The sequence below is a fragment of the Aureimonas sp. AU12 genome, assembly GCF_001463705.1.
Taxonomy (GTDB): domain Bacteria; phylum Pseudomonadota; class Alphaproteobacteria; order Rhizobiales; family Rhizobiaceae; genus Aureimonas.
Genome location: NZ_BBWH01000043.1, coordinates 16,035 through 32,010, shown reverse-complemented (window position 1 = coordinate 32,010; position 15,976 = coordinate 16,035). Strand labels below are relative to the sequence as shown.

The following is a 15,976-nucleotide window of genomic DNA, read 5'->3' as shown; positions in this document are numbered from 1 at the left end:
GTGCGCGCGCCTTTCCGCTGGGTAAAGACGGCCGTGATCGCGTGAATACCGGGAGACATGATGAACGCACCACGAACGAAGTTCGGCTTATCTTCATCAATGACTTGCGAGTGCGAAGGCGACCTTACCAGCCCCGGCTGCCCGGCACCCCCTTGAACGGACCGGCGAGATCTCCGGTGATCCAGCCGCCGTAGAAGCCTCCGCCCTGCGGCACGACGTTTTCGCCGTCCACCGTGCAGGTGTCGAAGACGCCGGCATAGAAGGCGAAGCATCCGGTCAGCATGGCGAAAGCCGGATCGGGATTCGGATAGCACCAGGCGGCATCCCGCAGCACCTCGTCGTCGATGTCGACGTCGAAATAGCGCGCTTGCCCTTTCCATTCGCATTGCGTCCGCTGGTGCGACTCGCCGAGCAGCATCGTGGCGACGTGCTCGGGCGGAAAATAGTAGGACGGCGGATGGCTGGTCTCGAGCGTTCGGAACCCCGAACGCGTCTCGGCCAGCGTGAAACCGCGATGGACGATCTTCAGGTGTCGATCGGTGCGCTCGGCCACAGCCGGGCGCGGATAGGACCAGACGCTTTCCTGCCCGGGCCGGACCGGGTCGGGCGATACGGGATGTGTGAGGAAGGAACTGAGGGAGAAAGACATCGGAAAACCTCCGGCCCGCATTCAGGCACGCTCGTCTGACGGTCGTCCTCTACGCGGACAGGTTCACGCGGCACAGGCAGGAGTCGAATCGTGACAGCCCGACAACTGGGGGTCAAGAACGAAGATCGACGCAACCGGAGGACGAGCGCCGATCGGGGCCGCGATCGGTCCGTCAGACGATGCCGTGAAGGTCCCGCGCGATCAGGCATTCGGGATCACCCGGTTGGCATTCGCGACAGACGACGGGACGGATGGCGTAGATCGTGCAGGCGGTCCCCTGCCCCACCGTGCCCGCAAGCGCCAGGCAACGATCGTTCTCGCAGCGCATGCCGCTGAGATCGAGGGAGACGAGCGCTTCCGGGATCAGATCGAGCGCCTCGTCGGGCTCGGTCGAGAATCGCGGCCAATCCGCGGAGGTCGAGCAACAGGCGCCGCAGCTCTGGCAGTCGAACGACTCGGGCATCGTCGCGACGACTGTTGAAGCGGATGGAAGGGTCGAAGCCAAGGTGGAGCGAGTCCAGACTTATCGTGCCGTGGTGGAGATCAGATCGATCCGAAGCAGTAAGCCGAAAGAAGAGTGGTGGGTGATGTAGGGTTCGAACCTACGACCCGCTGATTAAGAGTCAGCTGCTCTACCAACTGAGCTAATCACCCGATGCGCTTTGCGGCGCTGCAGAAGCACTCGTCGTCTGCGAAGCGGTGTATAGCCAAAGCCTTTCTGGCTGTCCAGCACCGATTGGGTGCCCCTGTGCAAAAAACTTGCCGTCGTCAGGCGATCCAGGGAAAGCGCGACACGAGGCCGTGCGGCAGCTCGCGCGCCACGATGCGCAGCGTCGCGGCAGCCGACGTCTCGCCGAGTGCCACCTGCCGCTCCTCCTCGCGCGAAGGGGATGGCTCACTCTCCTGCGGAACGTCGAGGAAGTGGATGCCGGCGAAGAGTTCGCGGCGATAGACGAGTTTCGCCGGCCGAAGCGCCTCATCGTCGCCGATCTTGATCTCGAAGACCTTCGGCAGCGGCGCTGCGGGATCGATGGTGAGGAGTGCGCCGGTCGCGGAGATGTTGCGCACGATGCAGTCGAACGTCGAGAAGCGGTTGTTGAACAGGATCTTGGCGCGCTTCAGGGTGCGCGTGCGCGGTGCGACGCGGCGCTCGTCGTCGGTGGTCGCGGGCTGGTTCACGGCAGCCATGGGCCAACCCTCTCTTCAGTCGATCTTCACCGACCAGACTGCACCCGGAAGGTTTCAAAGACCTGAATCCTCCGGAGCGAGGAGATGTTCGAAACGGAGAAGGGCGGGCTTGGCGCCCGCCCTTCTCTTTTCTCGCGTATACTTGCTCGCCTTAGTTGCGCGCCTTGTCGACGAGGGCGTTCGACTTGATCCACGGCATCATGCCGCGCAGTTTCTCGCCGACTTCCTCGATCTGGTGACGATCGTTCATGCGGCGGATGCCCTTGAAGCGAGCGGCGCCCGAACGGTACTCCTGCATCCAGTCGGACGTGAACTTGCCGCTCTGGATGTCCTTCAGCACGCGCTTCATCTCGGCCTTGGTCTCGTCCGTGATGATGCGCGGTCCCGTGACGTACTCGCCCCACTCGGCAGTGTTCGAGATCGAGTAGTTCATGTTGGCGATGCCGCCCTCGTAGATGAGATCGACGATGAGCTTCACCTCGTGCAGGCACTCGAAATAGGCCATCTCGGGCGCGTAGCCGCCCTCGACCAGCGTCTCGAAGCCGGCGCGGATGAGTTCGACCAGACCGCCGCAGAGCACGACCTGCTCGCCGAAGAGATCGGTCTCGCACTCTTCCTTGAAGTTGGTCTCGATGATGCCCGAACGACCGCCGCCGACGCCGCAGGCGTAGGAGAGCGCCAGCTCCAGCGCGTTGCCGCTGGCGTCCTGGTGGACCGCCACGAGGCAAGGCACGCCGCCGCCCTTCTGGTATTCGCCGCGAACCGTGTGGCCCGGGCCCTTCGGCGCGATCATGACGACGTCGAGCGACTTCTTGGGCTCGATCAGGCCGAAATGGACGTTGAGGCCGTGGGCGAATGCGATCGCCGCGCCGTCGCGGATGTTGCCCTCGATGTCGGCCTTGTAGATGTCGGCCTGGAGCTCGTCGGGCGTCGCCATCATCAGGAGGTCCGCCCACTTGGCGGCGTCCGCGACGTTCATGACCTTGAAGCCATCGGCCTCGGCCTTCTGGCGCGTCGCCGAGCCTTCCTTCAGGGCGATCGCCACGTCGGTCGCGCCGGAATCCTTCAGGTTCAAAGCATGGGCGCGGCCCTGGCTGCCGTAGCCGACGATCACGACCTTCTTCGACTTGACGAGGTTCAGATCGGCATCGCGATCGTAGTAAACGCGCATGGGTTCGTTTCCTTCCAAGGTTACCCGGCTCTTCGGCCGGAGGTGTCAGCGGCTTGTGTCGGCCGCCATCTCGCTCGTCCCGAACAGGACGAAGAACTGCCGCGTCGCTTCCCTGGCGTCGCGGTCGATTTCGGTAGGGGTCGGCGCGGTCCTCTCGCCGAGCAGCAGGCGGATCTGTACGTCGCGCACGACGAGGCCGAAGAACGTGCCGAAGACGGCGCCGGTCTCCTCGAAGCGCAGCAGCCCCGCGGTCCGACCCGCCTCGAGCATCGCGCCGAGCCGCCGACGCATGGCGAACGGGCCATTCTCCAGGACGATGGCGCCGAGGTCGCGCTTCTCAGACCCGGCATGGCCGACCGCCAGCCGGTTGAGCGCAACCGACGTTTCGCCAGACAGAACCGTCAGCCAGTCCACAGCGAACTCTTCCAGAGCATGCGCCAGTCGCTCGCGATCCAGCGTCTCGGGGTCCACCGGCGCGGCGCGAACCTTGGCCGCCTGCCACTGAACGGTGGCGGTGAGCAGCCCGTCGCGGTCGCCGAACCACTTGTAGAGGGTTTCCTTCGAGCAGCTCGCGCGCCGGGCGACGGCCGTCATGGTCAAGGTCTCGTCCGTCGCCACGAGCAGCGACAGCGCGGCGTCGAGCACCTCGCGCTGGCGGTCCGTCGGCGTCACGCCGTCGATCTCCGCTGCTGCCTCCAACGCCCGCCGCTCCCCTGGCCCTGACGATACGCCGAGGCCGACCGGCCGATTGCGTACCGTACGTTACGGTACGTGGCATCTACAGAGCACGCGGCAGCTTGGCAAGGGAAAAGCGCCCTTCCCCACCGTTGTTACGCGGCAGCCACCCGCACGCGATGCGGCCCCGGTGGGTGGACTATGCGCACCTCACTTGACGATGGTCAGGGTCTCGGCGGCGCGGGTGATGGCCGTGTAGAGCCAGCGCTCGCGGGTGTCCTTGAAGGCCCAGCTTTCGTCGAACAGCATCACGTTGTTCCACTGCGAACCCTGCGCCTTGTGGACCGTCAGCGCATAACCGTAGTCGAAATCGTCGTAGCGCTTCTTCACGGCCCAGGCGATCTCGGCGCCGGGATCCTCGAAGGCCGCCTTGAGCAGTTTGATCTTGGCCATGCCCTTATCGATGTCATCGTCGTCCGGCTTCACGATCAGGTTCGTGCCCGGCTTCACCGTCTCGGGCGAAGCGGTCATCACCTGCCAGAGCGACCCGTTGAGAAGGCCCTTGGCGGGATCGTTGCGCAGGCAGACGAGCTTGTCGCCCGACTGCGGCAGGGCACCGGTGAAGCCCTTCAACTCGCGCAGGCGATTGTTATAGAGTCGCCGCGTCCGGTTGGTGCCGACGAGAACCTGATCGGCCGCCAGCACCTCGTCGCGATCGACGTCGCGCTTCGAGATGACCTTGGCCGACCCGTGGTCGCCAAGCTTGATCTCGCGGCCCTCGCGCGCGTCGAGCGCCAGCGCCAGGATCGGGTTGTCGCGAGCCTGCCGGTGGATTTCGGTGAGGAGAAAGTCCGGCTCGGCCTCAGTAAAGAAGCCGCCGCCCGAGATCGGCGGCAGCTGGCCGGGATCGCCGAGCACCAGGATCGGCGTGCCGAAGCTCATGAGGTCGCGCCCGAGCGCTTCGTCCACCATCGAGCATTCGTCGACCACGATCAGCTTGGCCTTGGCGACCGGGCTCTGCCGGTTGAGCGAAAAGGTCGGCGAGACCCGCGCGGTGCCGGTGCTGTCGTCCTCGGCGGTCTCCTCGCCGCGCGGGCGATAGATCAGCGAATGCAGCGTCTTGGCGGACTTGGCGCCCTTCGTCCGTAGCACTTGCGCGGCCTTGCCGGTGAAGGCCGCGAACTGGACACCGCCCTCCACCCCTTCGGCGAAGTGACGCGCGAGCGTCGTCTTGCCGGTGCCGGCATAACCGAACAGGCGGAAGATCGGCTGGTCGGCGCGCGCGAGCCATTCGGCGACTCGCGTCAGCGCCTCGTCCTGCTGGGGGGAGAACTTCATGCCCCTCGCGTCGCAGAAATCGCCCCGTGCGGCAAGCCCGTCAGCGCAGCATGGGCCAGAGCGTCGCGACGAGGGCGAGGCCCATCGCGACGTTGAAGATGCGAAGTCGCCTGGGGTCGGAGAGGAATTGGCGAAGGCCGATGCCGAAGCCCGTCCAGAGCGTCGCGGTGGGAATGCCGACCGCGAGAAACGCGGCGGTCACGGCGAGGATGGAAAGGGTCGGCGCCTCGGCGCTGACATAGGCCCCCATGGCGACCAACGCCATCGCCCATGCCTTGGGGTTGACCCACTGAAACAGCGCCGCCTGCAAAAAGGTGATGGGCCTTTCGCCAGCCGACGCAGCTCCGCCGGCCGCCTTCGAGAAAGCGATCTTCCAGGCCAGCCAGAGGAGATAGGCGGCGCTCGCCACCTTCATGGCGAGTTGCAGCCCAGGGACGGCATGGACCAGAGCACCCAGCCCCACGCCGACCGCCAGAAGCAGCATGCCGAAGCCCAGCTCGATGCCGAGCATATGGGGGATGGTGCGACGGAAACCGAAATTCACCCCCGACGTCATCAGCATGATGTTGTTGGGTCCCGGCGTCACCGACGACACGAAGGCGAAGATCATCAGCGCGAGGAGAAGATCGGCGGTCATCGTCGGGCACCGGGTGCAACGAAAAGGGTTGAAGCTCGCCCGGCCGATGCTGCTCCGGGCGAGACGATACGGAAGACGGGACGGCGACGACCGAGGCGGTCAGCCCTCGAACATCGGATCCTTGCCGCGGCTCATCGCGGCGACGCCGGTGCGGCACACCTCGACCAGCCCGAGCGGCGCGACGATCTGGATGAACTTCTCGATCTTCGAGGTCTTGCCGGTGATCTCGAAGACGAAGTGATCGGTGGTCGAATCCACCACCTTGGCGCGGAACACGTCGGCGAGGCGCAGCGCCTCGACGCGGTCGTCGCCCTGCCCCGCCACCTTGACGAGCGCCAGCTCCCGTTCGATCGGGCCGTCCTCGCCGAGGCCCACGGCCGTCTGCGTCAGATCGACGACGCGGTGCACCGGCACGATCCGGTCGAGCTGGCTCTTCAGCTGCTCGATGACAGGCTTGGCGCCCTTCGTGACGATGGTGATGCGCGACAGGTGCTTGGTGTGGTCGGTCTCGGAAACCGTCAGGCTCTCGATATTGTAGCCGCGCCCCGAGAACAGGCCGATCACGCGCGCCAGGACGCCCGGCTCGTTGTCGACCACGATCGACAGCGTGCGAGACTCGATCGAAGGCTTTTCGTCGGTGATGAAATAGGCGGAGGCGGGCGGCTGAATGGCGCGGTTCATGAGGACACTCGGCAGGGTTTGAGCGAAGACGGTCGGGATCCCGCGCCGGCGACCTTGCGGGCCGACCGGGCGGACGAAACGGGGACGGCTCGCACCGCCCCCGCCGTGTCGGATGGCCGGTGCTACACCAGCGCCTTGCCCTTGGCGTCGATGGCGTTGGCGACCGCGTCGTCGCTGGCCTCGTCGGGCAGCAGGATCTCGTTATGCGCCTTGCCGGACGGGATCATCGGGAAGCAGTTGGCGAGGTTGGCGACGCAGCAATCGACGATCACCGGACGATCGATCGCGATCATCTCTTCGATGCCGGCATCGAGATCGCCGGCCTTCTCGATGCGGATGCCCGCGCCGCCATAGGCCTCGGCGAGCTTGACGAAGTCGGGCAGCGCCTCGGAATAGGAGTTGGACAGCCGATTGCCGTGCAGGAGCTGCTGCCACTGGCGGACCATGCCCATGTACTGGTTGTTGAGGATGAAGACCTTCACCGGCGCGCCATGCTGGACGGCGGTGGACATTTCCTGCGTCATCATCTGGATCGAGGCGTCGCCGGCAATGTCGATGACGAGCGCGTCGGGATGCGCGATCTGGACGCCGACCGCCGCCGGCAGGCCGTAGCCCATGGTGCCGAGGCCACCGGAGGTCATCCAGCGGTTGGGCTCCTCGAAGCCGTAGAACTGCGCCGCCCACATCTGATGCTGGCCGACTTCCGTCGTGATGTAGGTCTTGCGGTGCTTCGTCAGCTCGTAGAGGCGCTTCACCGCATGCTGCGGCATGATGATATCGCCTTCCTGCTTGTAGGCCAGGCAGTTGCGCGCCTGCCAATGGGCGATGCGACCCTTCCACTCGGCGAGCGCCGTGGCGTCGACCGAGGCGCCCGTCTCGCGCCAGCACGCGATCATCGCCTCGAGGACATGAGCGACGTCGCCGATGATCGGCAGGTCGACGCGCACGTTCTTGTTGATCGACGAGGGGTCGATGTCGATGTGGATCTTCTTCGAGTTCGGCGAGAAGGCGTCGAGCCGCCCGGTGATCCGGTCGTCGAAGCGCGCGCCGACGCAAATCATGACGTCGCAGTCATGCATCGCGAGGTTGGCCTCGTAGGTCCCGTGCATGCCGAGCATGCCGAGCCAGTTCTCGCCGGACGCCGGATAGGCGCCGAGGCCCATCAGCGTCGAGGTGATCGGGAAACCGGTCATCGCGACGAACTCACGCAGCAGGCGCGAGGCCTCCGGGCCGGAATTGATGACCCCGCCGCCGGTATAGAGGATCGGCTTCTTGGCCGACTTGATCAGTTCGACCGCCGCGGCGATACGACCCCGGTCGGCATCGAGCCGGGGCTGGTAGCGCTGCGTGGCGCGCGAGAGCGCCGGCGGCGTGTAGGTGCCGGTGGCGAACTGAACGTCCTTCGGAATGTCGACGACGACCGGGCCGGGCCGCCCCGAAGTCGCGACGTGAAAGGCCTCGTGCAGGATCTCGGCGAGATCCTCGACGCTCTTCACCAGCCAGTTGTGCTTCGTGCAGGGGCGCGTGATGCCGACCGTGTCACATTCCTGGAAGGCGTCCGAGCCGATCAGCGTGGTCGGGACCTGCCCGGTGATGCAGACGAGCGGGATCGAGTCCATCAGCGCGTCCTGCAGCGGCGTCACCGCGTTGGTCGCGCCGGGGCCGGAGGTGACGAGCATGACGCCGACCTTGTTGGTCGAGCGCGCGTAGCCCTCCGCCGCGTGGCCGGCGCCCTGTTCGTGGCGGACGAGGATGTGCTTGACATCGCTCTGCTGGAACAGCGCGTCGTAGATCGGAAGAACGGCGCCGCCGGGATAGCCGAACAGGTGCTCGACGCCATGATCCTTCATGGCCTGAACCACCATCTGGGCGCCCGTCATCTTGCGGATCCCGGTGTCGATCGTCATCTCGTTCATCGTTCGGCCTGTCGAGTTGGTGCGCCGGTCTTGCTGTCGGCTCGTTCGTTTCCAGAAATTTCGGCAATAAAAAAGGCCCTTCGAGGGGCCTTTGTCTTGCGCACACGTGGCATCAGCCGGACGGTCGTCAGACCGTCTCGCGTGTGCGCCTTCCTACGAGAATAAGCTTCTTCGTGTACATGGGATCGAACACTAGTCTTCGCCCCGCAGCCCGTCAATCACCATTCGGCAGAGATCGGATCTGTCAAACGTCAAGCCTTCATCTCCTTCAGGGCGTCCGTCGGATCGAGATCAGGCGAGCGGATGTGGCCATAGCGGGCGAGAATCAGCGCATAGGCGCCGAACGCGATCAGGCCTGCCCCTGTCGCCGAAAGAAGAATCCAGCCGTAGGGCCACGATCCGATCTCCGACAAGGCATCCTCAAGGCCCGGCATATGCTGGATGTCCCAGCGCGAGGCGCTGGTGAAGAACAGGACGGAGATGGCCGCGAAGACGACGCCGCGGGCCGCGATGCCGAAGCGGCAGACGGCGGTCATCCAGCGCGCATGGGCCGGCGGCAGCGCGAGGAACCGCAGGAAGTCGCCACTGTAGGACTTCTTGGCCTGTGAGACCGCGACGCCTGCCATGACGATGCCGGCGGGAACCGTGAACCAAGGTCCGAAAGCCGGCGCCCATTTATCCAGCATGGTCGCCCCGCCCTCGCCGCCGCCCGTCGAGACGCCGAAGAGAAGAGAGCCCGCATAGACGGCCAGGAAGAGGTAGGCGAGCCCGGAGACGAACCGTCCGATGCGCGTCGCGATGCCCTTGGCGCCGGTGCCGTAACCGTCGGCGTCGAAGATCGCCTGGACGAAGCGCCAGAGCGAAAAGGCCGGCAGGGCGACGACGAGAAGCACCAGCATGAGGCTGCCGACCGGCGATCCCACGATCTCCGCGATGGCTTCCTTCTCGCTGAGGGTCTGACCCGATGTGTAGGCCGTCTTGAAGGCGAAGTAGCCGATGACGATGAACACCGCGGCGCGGGCAAGATAGCCAAGCCGTGCGCCCTTCTCGATGGCGTCGCGATGGTCGTCGATCCCGATCGGGCTGGTGGTCATGTCGCTCCCCTCAACCGCGGCTCAACGGGACCGCCGCGACATCGGTTCCGAAGCCCAGCATATCAATCGAAGGCCGCGAGGGCGTCGTCCGCGCTCTCGAAGCGGTGCCAGCCGTTGTCGAACTGGTTGCGGAACCACGTCTCCTGCCGCTTGGCGTATTGCCGCGTGCGCGTCACCGCCAGCATCTTCGCCGCGTCGATCGCCAACGCGCCGTCTTCCACCTGCCAGAGTTCGGTCAGCCCGATCGCCTGACCGGCCGCCGTGCGCAACGGACCGAACCGGCGGCGAAACGCGCTCGCCTCCGCCATCGCGCCGGCGTCCAGCATCCGGTTGAAGCGGATCCCGATCCAGTCGCGCAGTTGCGGTCGAGGCGGCGCAAGCACGATCCGTCTTGTGCGGCCAGGCGTGACCAGACCGTCGCCCGATCCGCGCTGGAGCGCATCGAGCGGTCCGGCCGTCGCCTCGCCGAGTTCGAGGGCGCGCAGGATCCGCTGCGAATCGCTCGGCCGGATGCGCGCGGCCGCCGCAGGGTCGCTCATCGCAAGGACGGCATGCAGCGCGGCGGGTCCCTCCTCCGCCATCCGCGCCCGCCAGCGCTCGCGGATCGGCATGGGCACATCCGGCAACGCATCGAACCCGCCGAGCAGCGCCTTGAAGTAGAGGCCGGTGCCGCCGCAGATCACGGGCACCCGGCCCCGCTCGCGAAGCTCCGCCAGAAGCGGGACCATGTCGCGCTGCCACTCGCCGGCGGAATAGACCCGGTCTCCCGGCACGTGTCCGTAGAGCCGATGCTCGATGCCACCCATCTCGTCCTCGGCCGGGCGAGCGCTGAGGATGCGCAGGTCCACATAGACCTGCATCGAGTCGGCATTCACGACGACGCCGCCGAACCGCTCGGCCAGTCGCACCGCCAGCGCCGACTTGCCGCTCGCGGTCGGCCCCGCTATCAGGATCGCCTCCGGTTTCTCCATCGTCAGGCCGCCCAGACCATGTTCGTCGTCACTCTCCTGTCGGCCCGCCGGGATCCACGCGTCACCCGCACCCTTGCCGAGGAGGCCGCCGGCGAGATCGGCGAGGCCGAGACCCTCTGGCTGGAACAGGGTGTCGCCTGCGACCTCGTCACGAGCACGAAGCCCGACGGCGAGACGATGGGACGCCTGCGCCGGCTCGCCTCGGCCGAGGCGGTAGACTGCGTGGTGCAGGAGCTTCACGGACGGCGCAAGCGGATTCTCCTCGCCGACATGGACTCCACGATGATCGCGCAGGAATGCATCGACGAGCTCGCCGCAGCGGTCGGCATCAAGGACGCCGTGGCCTCGATCACCGCCCGGGCGATGAACGGCGAGATCGCCTTCGAGCCTGCGCTGCGCGAGCGCGTCGCGCTTCTAAAGGGCCTGAAGGTCACGGTGATCGCCGACGTCATCGCCGGTCACATCACATTGGCTGAAGGCGGTCCCGAGCTGGTTCGCACGATGAACCGCGCCGGCGCGCACACCGCCCTCGTGTCCGGCGGGTTCACGGCCTTCACCTCGGTCATCGGCGCACGCCTCGGCTTCACCGAGAACCGCGCCAACATTCTCGACGTCGACGGCGATCAGCTGGCCGGGACCGTGACCGAGCCGATCCTCGGCGCCGAGGCCAAGCTCGCGGCGCTGCGCGAGATCGCCGCCCTGCACCACCTCTCGTCGGCCGACGTCATCGCCGTCGGCGACGGTGCGAACGACCTGCCGATGATCCTGGAAGCGGGCACCGGCGTCGCGATCCACGCCAAGCCGACCGTTGCCGCTCGGGCTCCGCACCGGATCGACCACGGCGACCTGACCGCACTTCTCTTCCTCCAGGGCTATAAGGCCAGCGAGTTCGCATCCTGAGCGCGATCGCTTCCGAGCGCCTGCGACTTCGCCCCTTCGCGCCGGACGATCTCGCAAACCTCCAGGCGCTGCACGACGACCCCGCCGTACTCCGTTTCTTTGCGGCGCGGAGCCCGGAGGAAACGGCGACGATCCTTCGCGGCTTCGCCGAACGGCGCATACGGGACGGGGTGGCGCCAGAGGCGCTGGTGCATAACGCGGACGGGCGTTTCCTCGGCCTCGCTGGTCTCGCGGGCTTGCCGGCCGGAATGCCCTTCTCGGCTCCGGCCCAGGTTCTGTGGTCGCTGTTGAGCGAAGCCCAGGGTTTCGGCTACGCGACCGAGATCGGACGCGCGAGCCTTCGCCACGGCTTCGAGGTCCTCGATCACCCCGAAATCGCAGCCTATTGCGTCGCGACCAACGCCGCCTCCGAGGCAGTGATCAAGCGGCTGGGCTTTCGCCGAGACGTCGAGTTCCACCATCCTATGGTCGATGCCGCGACCCACCCTCACCTCGTGCGGCACCGGCTCCACCGACTGGCCCGCGAAGACTGGCGCCGCGCGGGCGGCGCCTGATCCTTCAGTCTATCGGCACCACGACGAAGCGCAGGTCGCCGTTCTTTTCGGCCACGAGCAGCAGCGCGTTCTTGCGCCCGTCGCTCTGCAGCTTGGCGAGCTTGGTACGCGCGTCGGCGGCGTCCTTCACCTTCTCCTGCGCGATCTCCTTGATGACCGCACCGGCCTCGATGCCCTTTTCGGCCGCCGCCGAGTTCGGCGTGACCTCGGTCACCACGACGCCGTCGAGATCGGCGGCGAGATCGTAGCGGGTTTTCAACTCGTCGCTCATGTCCGACATCTGAAGGCCGAGCACCGGGCTGGGCGTGGCGGCTTCGGCCTTCGGCTTGTCGGCCTCGCCCTTGGCGGCGTTGACCTCGGCCATCTGCTCCTCGCCGTCCTCCAGCCGCCCGAGGGTGATCTGCACCTCCACAGGCCTGGGCGCCGCATCCACCGCGTCCTTGCGCAGGATGCTCAGCGTGACGCTCTTGCCGACTGGCGTCTCGGCGACGATCCGGGGCAGATCGCGCGAGGTCGCGACCTCGCGTCCGTCGAAGCGGGTGATGACGTCGCCGATCTCGATCTGTCCGGTGTCGGACGGGCCGTTCGGCACGACGCCCATCACGATCGCGCCCCGGGCATTCGGCAGGCCGAGGCCCTCGGCGATTTCGTCTGTCACCTCCTGCAGGCGGATGCCGAGCCAGCCGCGACGCATCTCGCCGAACTCGCGGAGCTGGCCGACGACATTTTCGGCCAGAAGCGAGGGGATCGAGAAGCCGAGGCCGATCGAGCCGCCGGTCGGCGAGATGATCGCCGTGTTGATGCCGATAACGTTGCCGTACATGTCGAAGAGCGGACCACCGGAATTACCGCGATTGATGGCGGCATCGGTCTGGATGAAGTTGTCGTAGGGGCCGGCATTGATGTTGCGCCCGCGCGCCGAGACGATGCCGACCGTGACCGAGCCGCCGAGGCCGAACGGGTTGCCGATCGCCATCACCCAGTCGCCGATGCGCACCTGCTCGCTGTCGCCGAAGCGCACCGCGACGAGCGGCGACTTCGGCTCGACTTTGAGCACCGCCAGATCGGTCTTGGGGTCGATGCCGACGACGGTGGCATCGAGCTGTGTGCCGTCGGCGAAGTTGATGGTGATCTCGTCGGCGTCGGCGATCACGTGGTTGTTCGTCACCACGATGCCCGATGGGTCGATGACGAAGCCCGAGCCCAGCGACTGCACGCGCTTGGAGCCATCGTCCTCGTCGCCGTTCAGCAGCCCGTCGAAGAACTCCTGAAGCGGCGAGCCGTCGGGAGCGTCGAGCTTGGGCACGACCGGATCGGGATCGGGCGTCGCCTCGCCCTCGCCGCCTTCGACCTTCTGCGACGTCGAGATATTGACGACGGCGCCGAGCAGGCGGTCGGCGAGATCGGCGACGGAGGCGGGCCCTTCCATGCGCGGCTGGGCCGAACCCGGCGCCGGCGCGGGAACGCCGGCCGCGTTCGGGTTGATCGTGTCGGTCATCGGGGGCTGAGGCGCGATGGGCTGGTTGCCAGTGGGCGGCGCGATGACGCCCTGCGCAAGGGCGGGGGTCGCCGCGAGAAGGAGCGATGCCGCGAGGACGCGGCGCAGCGGTCGCGACGAACGGGTTCGGCGGGTCTCGGTCATCGGCACTCCTGATCGGTCCTGTTGCGCGGTCGCCTTGCAAGCGGCCGATCCGGCACGACTCGCGCCCTCGATGGAGGCCGACCCTGCGACGCAATCCGATAAAAGCGACCGAATCAAGAGGCCCGTGGAGCCGCGCGCGGAAGGGTGATCGCAGCGCGGCCTTATGTCGTGCCCACGAAAAAGCCCGCCCGGACCTGTCGGGGTCGGGGCGGGCTCGAAGATCAGGCGATGCCGATCAGTTTGCGGGAGCGGGCTGTGCCACCGGCGCCGGGTTGGCAGCCGGCGGAGCGGCCGGCGCTTGGGGCGGAGCCGGGACACCGGCCGCCGGAGCCTGCGCTGCCGTCGCCGGAGACGCTGCCGGACCTGCCGCCGCGGGCAGCGGCGTCCTGCTGCGGTCGCCCTCGAAGTAGCGGAAGAACTCCGAGTTCGGCGAGAGCAGCATCGTGGTGCCGCCGTTCTCCATCGAGGTCCGGTAGGCCTGCATGGAGCGATAGAACTCGAAGAACTCCGGATCCTGCTGGTAGGCCGTGGCGAAGATCGCGTTGCGCTCGGCCTCGCCCTCGCCCTGCAGGATCTCGGAATCGCGCCGTGCCCCCGCCACCGTCTCCGACACCTCGCGATCGGCAGCGGCGCGGATCTCGCGCGCCGACACCCGGCCGCGAGCCCGAACGCGTTCGGCTTCGGCGAGACGCTCGGCCCGCATGCGGGCATAGGTCTGCTGGGAAACCTCCTGCGTCAGGTCGGTGCGGCGGATACGCACGTCTTCGAGCGACAGGCCGAGGGACGCCGCGTCGGGACGGATCTGGTCGCGAACCTCGACCATCATCTGCCCGCGCTCTTCAGACAGCGCCGACTCGAAGTTGCGCAGGCCGTAGACTCGGCGGATCGCCGCGTCGAAGCGCGTGCGCAGGCGCTGCTCTGCCTGCGTCACCGAGCCCGAAACCGTCTGCCGGAAGCGGGCCGCATCGGTGATGCGATAGACGAGGAACGCGTCGACCTCATAGAACGCACCGCCCGAAACCTGGACGCGGATGTTGTCGAGATCGAGCCGCAGCAGGCGATCGGGCAGCGTCTGGATGTTGTCGGCCCCTGCGAAGTTGAAGGGAAGCTTGAAGTAGAGCCCGGGCTCGTTCACCACGCGCTGGATTTCGCCGAAGCGGGTCACGACGGCCTGGTCGCCCTCGCGCACGATGAACAGTGAGTTCCAGAGAACGAAGAGCGCGAGTGCGACGACGACGAGCGCGCCATAGATGCGGTTGCCCATCAGTTCGCTCCCCCGCCGATCGTGGTCGAGGCGCTCTGTCCGGGCGCGGCGCCGTTCGAGGTTCCGCTCGACGGCATGATGCTACGCGACGAGACGGCGGGCGCCGACGTCGGCACGTTCGTGCCGGTCCGACCGAGTTCGTTCAGCGGCAGATAGGGCACGACGCCCTGTCCGCCGGCCGCGGCGGGATCCATGATGACCTTGTTCGATCCGCGCAGCACCTGCTCCATCGTCTCGAGATACAGCCGCTGGCGTGTGATCTCGGGCGCCTTGTCGTACTCGTTCAGAATTGCGGTGAAACGCTGCGACTCGCCCTGCGCCTCCTGCACGACCCGGTTCTTGTAGGCTGCGGCGTCCTGGCGGATCTGCACGGCCTCGCCCTGCGAGCGGCCGAGCTGCTCGTTCTGGTAGAGGCGAGCCTCTTCGATGAACTGCGACTCGTTCTGCTCGGCGCGCTGCACCTCCTCGAACGCGTCGGCCACCTCCGGCGGGGGGGCGGCGTCCTCGATCGTGATGGCGTTGACCACCAGCCCTGCGTTGTAGCTGTTCAGCGTGTCCTGCGTGATCTGCCGAACCGCCTCGGCGATGCCGGCGCGGTCGTTGCGGAACACGTCCTCGACCGGACGGCGCCCGACCACCTCGCGCACGGCGCTCTCGGCGACCTGCCGCAGCAGCGCCGGCGGGTCCTGGACGTTGAAGAGGAAGGCCTTGGGATCCTCGACCGAATAGAGGACGGCGAACTGCACGTCGACGATGTTCTGGTCGCCCGACAGCATCAGGCCGGATCCGTCGCCGCGCTGGCCGCTGCCGATCGTCACCTGGTTTTCCACCACCGGCACGGTCTCGACCGTCTCGAAGGGCCACATGACGAAGTGAAGGCCGGGCTGCGACAGCTCTTCGCGCGGCTTGCCGAACAGCATCTCGACGCCGACCTCGTCCGGCTGGACGGTGTAGACGGCGTTCAGCAACCAGACGACGGCGAGACCCGCGATCGCGATGCCGCCGAGTGCCAGCCCGCCGGCCGCCCCTCCGCCGCCGCGACCACCACCGCCGCCGCCGGGAATGGCGCGGCGCAGGCGATCCTGGCCGCGCCGGAGGATGTCCTCGAGATCAGGGGAATTGTTGTTCCCGCCGGGGCGTGGTCCCTGCGGACCCTGTCCCCAAGGGCCGCCGCTTCCGCCGCCCTTTCCCGTCTGATTGCTCCAGGGCATGAATGTCCTTCCGGTGAGAGAGCCTGCCGCCGAGAAGGCGCGCCGCCCGCAATTCGCTGTCAAACACCTTATAGGAACTCGAAAA

Annotated in this window: 16 protein-coding genes and 1 tRNA gene; 2 read left to right on the top strand and 15 right to left on the bottom strand. The window is 66.9% G+C overall.

Annotation, left to right across the window (positions count from 1 at the left end):
- Positions 1-124 precede the first annotated feature (124 nt).
- From AUL33_RS16985 to miaA, 12 genes are all read right to left on the bottom strand, one after another.
- The gene (locus tag AUL33_RS16985; protein WP_062210933.1) at positions 125-649 is read right to left on the bottom strand and encodes a DUF427 domain-containing protein; all 525 of its coding nucleotides are present in this window, start codon (positions 647-649) and stop codon (positions 125-127) included.
- Positions 650-821: 172 nt separating this feature from the next.
- Positions 822-1,112 carry a YkgJ family cysteine cluster protein gene (locus tag AUL33_RS16980; protein WP_062210929.1) on the bottom strand — a complete coding sequence of 97 codons (291 nt, stop codon included), beginning with the start codon at positions 1,110-1,112 and terminating at the stop codon, positions 822-824.
- A 115-nt stretch (positions 1,113-1,227) separates the two neighbouring features.
- A tRNA-Lys gene (locus AUL33_RS16975) sits at positions 1,228-1,303 on the bottom strand.
- Positions 1,304-1,417: 114 nt separating this feature from the next.
- Positions 1,418-1,837 carry a PilZ domain-containing protein gene (locus AUL33_RS16970; protein ID WP_062210926.1) on the bottom strand — a complete coding sequence of 140 codons (420 nt, stop codon included), beginning with the start codon at positions 1,835-1,837 and terminating at the stop codon, positions 1,418-1,420.
- A 151-nt stretch (positions 1,838-1,988) separates the two neighbouring features.
- Positions 1,989-3,008, bottom strand: coding sequence for a ketol-acid reductoisomerase (ilvC, locus tag AUL33_RS16965; protein WP_062210923.1), 1,020 nt, complete (start codon positions 3,006-3,008; stop codon positions 1,989-1,991).
- A 45-nt stretch (positions 3,009-3,053) separates the two neighbouring features.
- Positions 3,054-3,707 (bottom strand): TetR/AcrR family transcriptional regulator C-terminal domain-containing protein, encoded by a 654-nt coding sequence (locus AUL33_RS16960; RefSeq protein ID WP_062210921.1) that lies wholly within the window; start codon positions 3,705-3,707, stop codon positions 3,054-3,056.
- A gap of 186 nt (positions 3,708-3,893) precedes the next feature.
- A complete protein-coding gene (locus AUL33_RS16955) occupies positions 3,894-5,021 on the bottom strand; it encodes an ATP-dependent RecD-like DNA helicase (protein WP_062210918.1) in 1,128 nt (375 codons plus the stop codon).
- A 40-nt stretch (positions 5,022-5,061) separates the two neighbouring features.
- Positions 5,062-5,658, bottom strand: coding sequence for a LysE family translocator (locus AUL33_RS16950; protein WP_062210915.1), 597 nt, complete (start codon positions 5,656-5,658; stop codon positions 5,062-5,064).
- Between the two features lie 99 nt (positions 5,659-5,757).
- Positions 5,758-6,339 (bottom strand): acetolactate synthase small subunit, encoded by a 582-nt coding sequence (gene ilvN, locus AUL33_RS16945; protein ID WP_062210912.1) that lies wholly within the window; start codon positions 6,337-6,339, stop codon positions 5,758-5,760.
- 122 nt (positions 6,340-6,461) lie between these two features.
- Positions 6,462-8,255 carry an acetolactate synthase 3 large subunit gene (locus AUL33_RS16940; RefSeq protein ID WP_062210909.1) on the bottom strand — a complete coding sequence of 598 codons (1,794 nt, stop codon included), beginning with the start codon at positions 8,253-8,255 and terminating at the stop codon, positions 6,462-6,464.
- 251 nt (positions 8,256-8,506) lie between these two features.
- On the bottom strand, positions 8,507-9,349 hold the full coding sequence (locus AUL33_RS16935) for a DUF1206 domain-containing protein (protein ID WP_062210906.1): 843 nt from the start codon (positions 9,347-9,349) through the stop codon (positions 8,507-8,509).
- 62 nt (positions 9,350-9,411) lie between these two features.
- Positions 9,412-10,320: a tRNA (adenosine(37)-N6)-dimethylallyltransferase MiaA gene (miaA, locus tag AUL33_RS16930; RefSeq protein ID WP_062210903.1), complete on the bottom strand. Its 909-nt coding sequence runs from the start codon at positions 10,318-10,320 to the stop codon at positions 9,412-9,414.
- An 18-nt stretch (positions 10,321-10,338) separates the two neighbouring features.
- Here miaA and serB point away from each other — a divergent pair, with 18 nt between their 5' ends.
- On the top strand, positions 10,339-11,220 hold the full coding sequence (gene serB, locus AUL33_RS16925) for a phosphoserine phosphatase SerB (protein ID WP_062210899.1): 882 nt from the start codon (positions 10,339-10,341) through the stop codon (positions 11,218-11,220).
- On the top strand, positions 11,214-11,774 hold the full coding sequence (locus AUL33_RS16915) for a GNAT family N-acetyltransferase (RefSeq protein ID WP_082652690.1): 561 nt from the start codon (positions 11,214-11,216) through the stop codon (positions 11,772-11,774). The genes serB and AUL33_RS16915 overlap by 7 nt, the downstream gene beginning before the upstream one ends.
- Positions 11,775-11,778: 4 nt before the next feature.
- Here AUL33_RS16915 and AUL33_RS16910 read toward each other — a convergent pair whose 3' ends face one another.
- From AUL33_RS16910 to hflK, 3 genes are all read right to left on the bottom strand, one after another.
- Positions 11,779-13,416 carry a Do family serine endopeptidase gene (locus tag AUL33_RS16910; protein WP_062210890.1) on the bottom strand — a complete coding sequence of 546 codons (1,638 nt, stop codon included), beginning with the start codon at positions 13,414-13,416 and terminating at the stop codon, positions 11,779-11,781.
- A 235-nt stretch (positions 13,417-13,651) separates the two neighbouring features.
- Positions 13,652-14,680, bottom strand: a complete 1,029-nt coding sequence (gene hflC / locus AUL33_RS16905; RefSeq protein ID WP_062210887.1) for a protease modulator HflC — start codon at positions 14,678-14,680, stop codon at positions 13,652-13,654.
- Positions 14,680-15,891, bottom strand: a complete 1,212-nt coding sequence (gene hflK, locus AUL33_RS16900; RefSeq protein ID WP_062210885.1) for an FtsH protease activity modulator HflK — start codon at positions 15,889-15,891, stop codon at positions 14,680-14,682. Before hflK ends, hflC begins: the two co-directional genes overlap by 1 nt.
- Between the last annotated feature and the right edge of the window lie 85 nt (positions 15,892-15,976).

Coding starts and splice junctions, on each gene's coding strand:
- serB (WP_062210899.1), top strand. CDS start 10,339: ATGTTCGTCGTCACTCTCCTGTCGGCCCGCCGGGATCCACGCGTCACC.
- AUL33_RS16980 (WP_062210929.1), bottom strand. CDS start 1,112: ATGCCCGAGTCGTTCGACTGCCAGAGCTGCGGCGCCTGTTGCTCGACC.
- ilvN (WP_062210912.1), bottom strand. CDS start 6,339: ATGAACCGCGCCATTCAGCCGCCCGCCTCCGCCTATTTCATCACCGAC.
- AUL33_RS16950 (WP_062210915.1), bottom strand. CDS start 5,658: ATGACCGCCGATCTTCTCCTCGCGCTGATGATCTTCGCCTTCGTGTCG.
- AUL33_RS16985 (WP_062210933.1), bottom strand. CDS start 649: ATGTCTTTCTCCCTCAGTTCCTTCCTCACACATCCCGTATCGCCCGAC.
- ilvC (WP_062210923.1), bottom strand. CDS start 3,008: ATGCGCGTTTACTACGATCGCGATGCCGATCTGAACCTCGTCAAGTCG.
- AUL33_RS16910 (WP_062210890.1), bottom strand. CDS start 13,416: ATGACCGAGACCCGCCGAACCCGTTCGTCGCGACCGCTGCGCCGCGTC.
- hflK (WP_062210885.1), bottom strand. CDS start 15,891: ATGCCCTGGAGCAATCAGACGGGAAAGGGCGGCGGAAGCGGCGGCCCT.
- AUL33_RS16940 (WP_062210909.1), bottom strand. CDS start 8,255: ATGAACGAGATGACGATCGACACCGGGATCCGCAAGATGACGGGCGCC.
- AUL33_RS16955 (WP_062210918.1), bottom strand. CDS start 5,021: ATGAAGTTCTCCCCCCAGCAGGACGAGGCGCTGACGCGAGTCGCCGAA.
- hflC (WP_062210887.1), bottom strand. CDS start 14,680: ATGGGCAACCGCATCTATGGCGCGCTCGTCGTCGTCGCACTCGCGCTC.
- miaA (WP_062210903.1), bottom strand. CDS start 10,320: ATGGAGAAACCGGAGGCGATCCTGATAGCGGGGCCGACCGCGAGCGGC.
- AUL33_RS16935 (WP_062210906.1), bottom strand. CDS start 9,349: ATGACCACCAGCCCGATCGGGATCGACGACCATCGCGACGCCATCGAG.
- AUL33_RS16970 (WP_062210926.1), bottom strand. CDS start 1,837: ATGGCTGCCGTGAACCAGCCCGCGACCACCGACGACGAGCGCCGCGTC.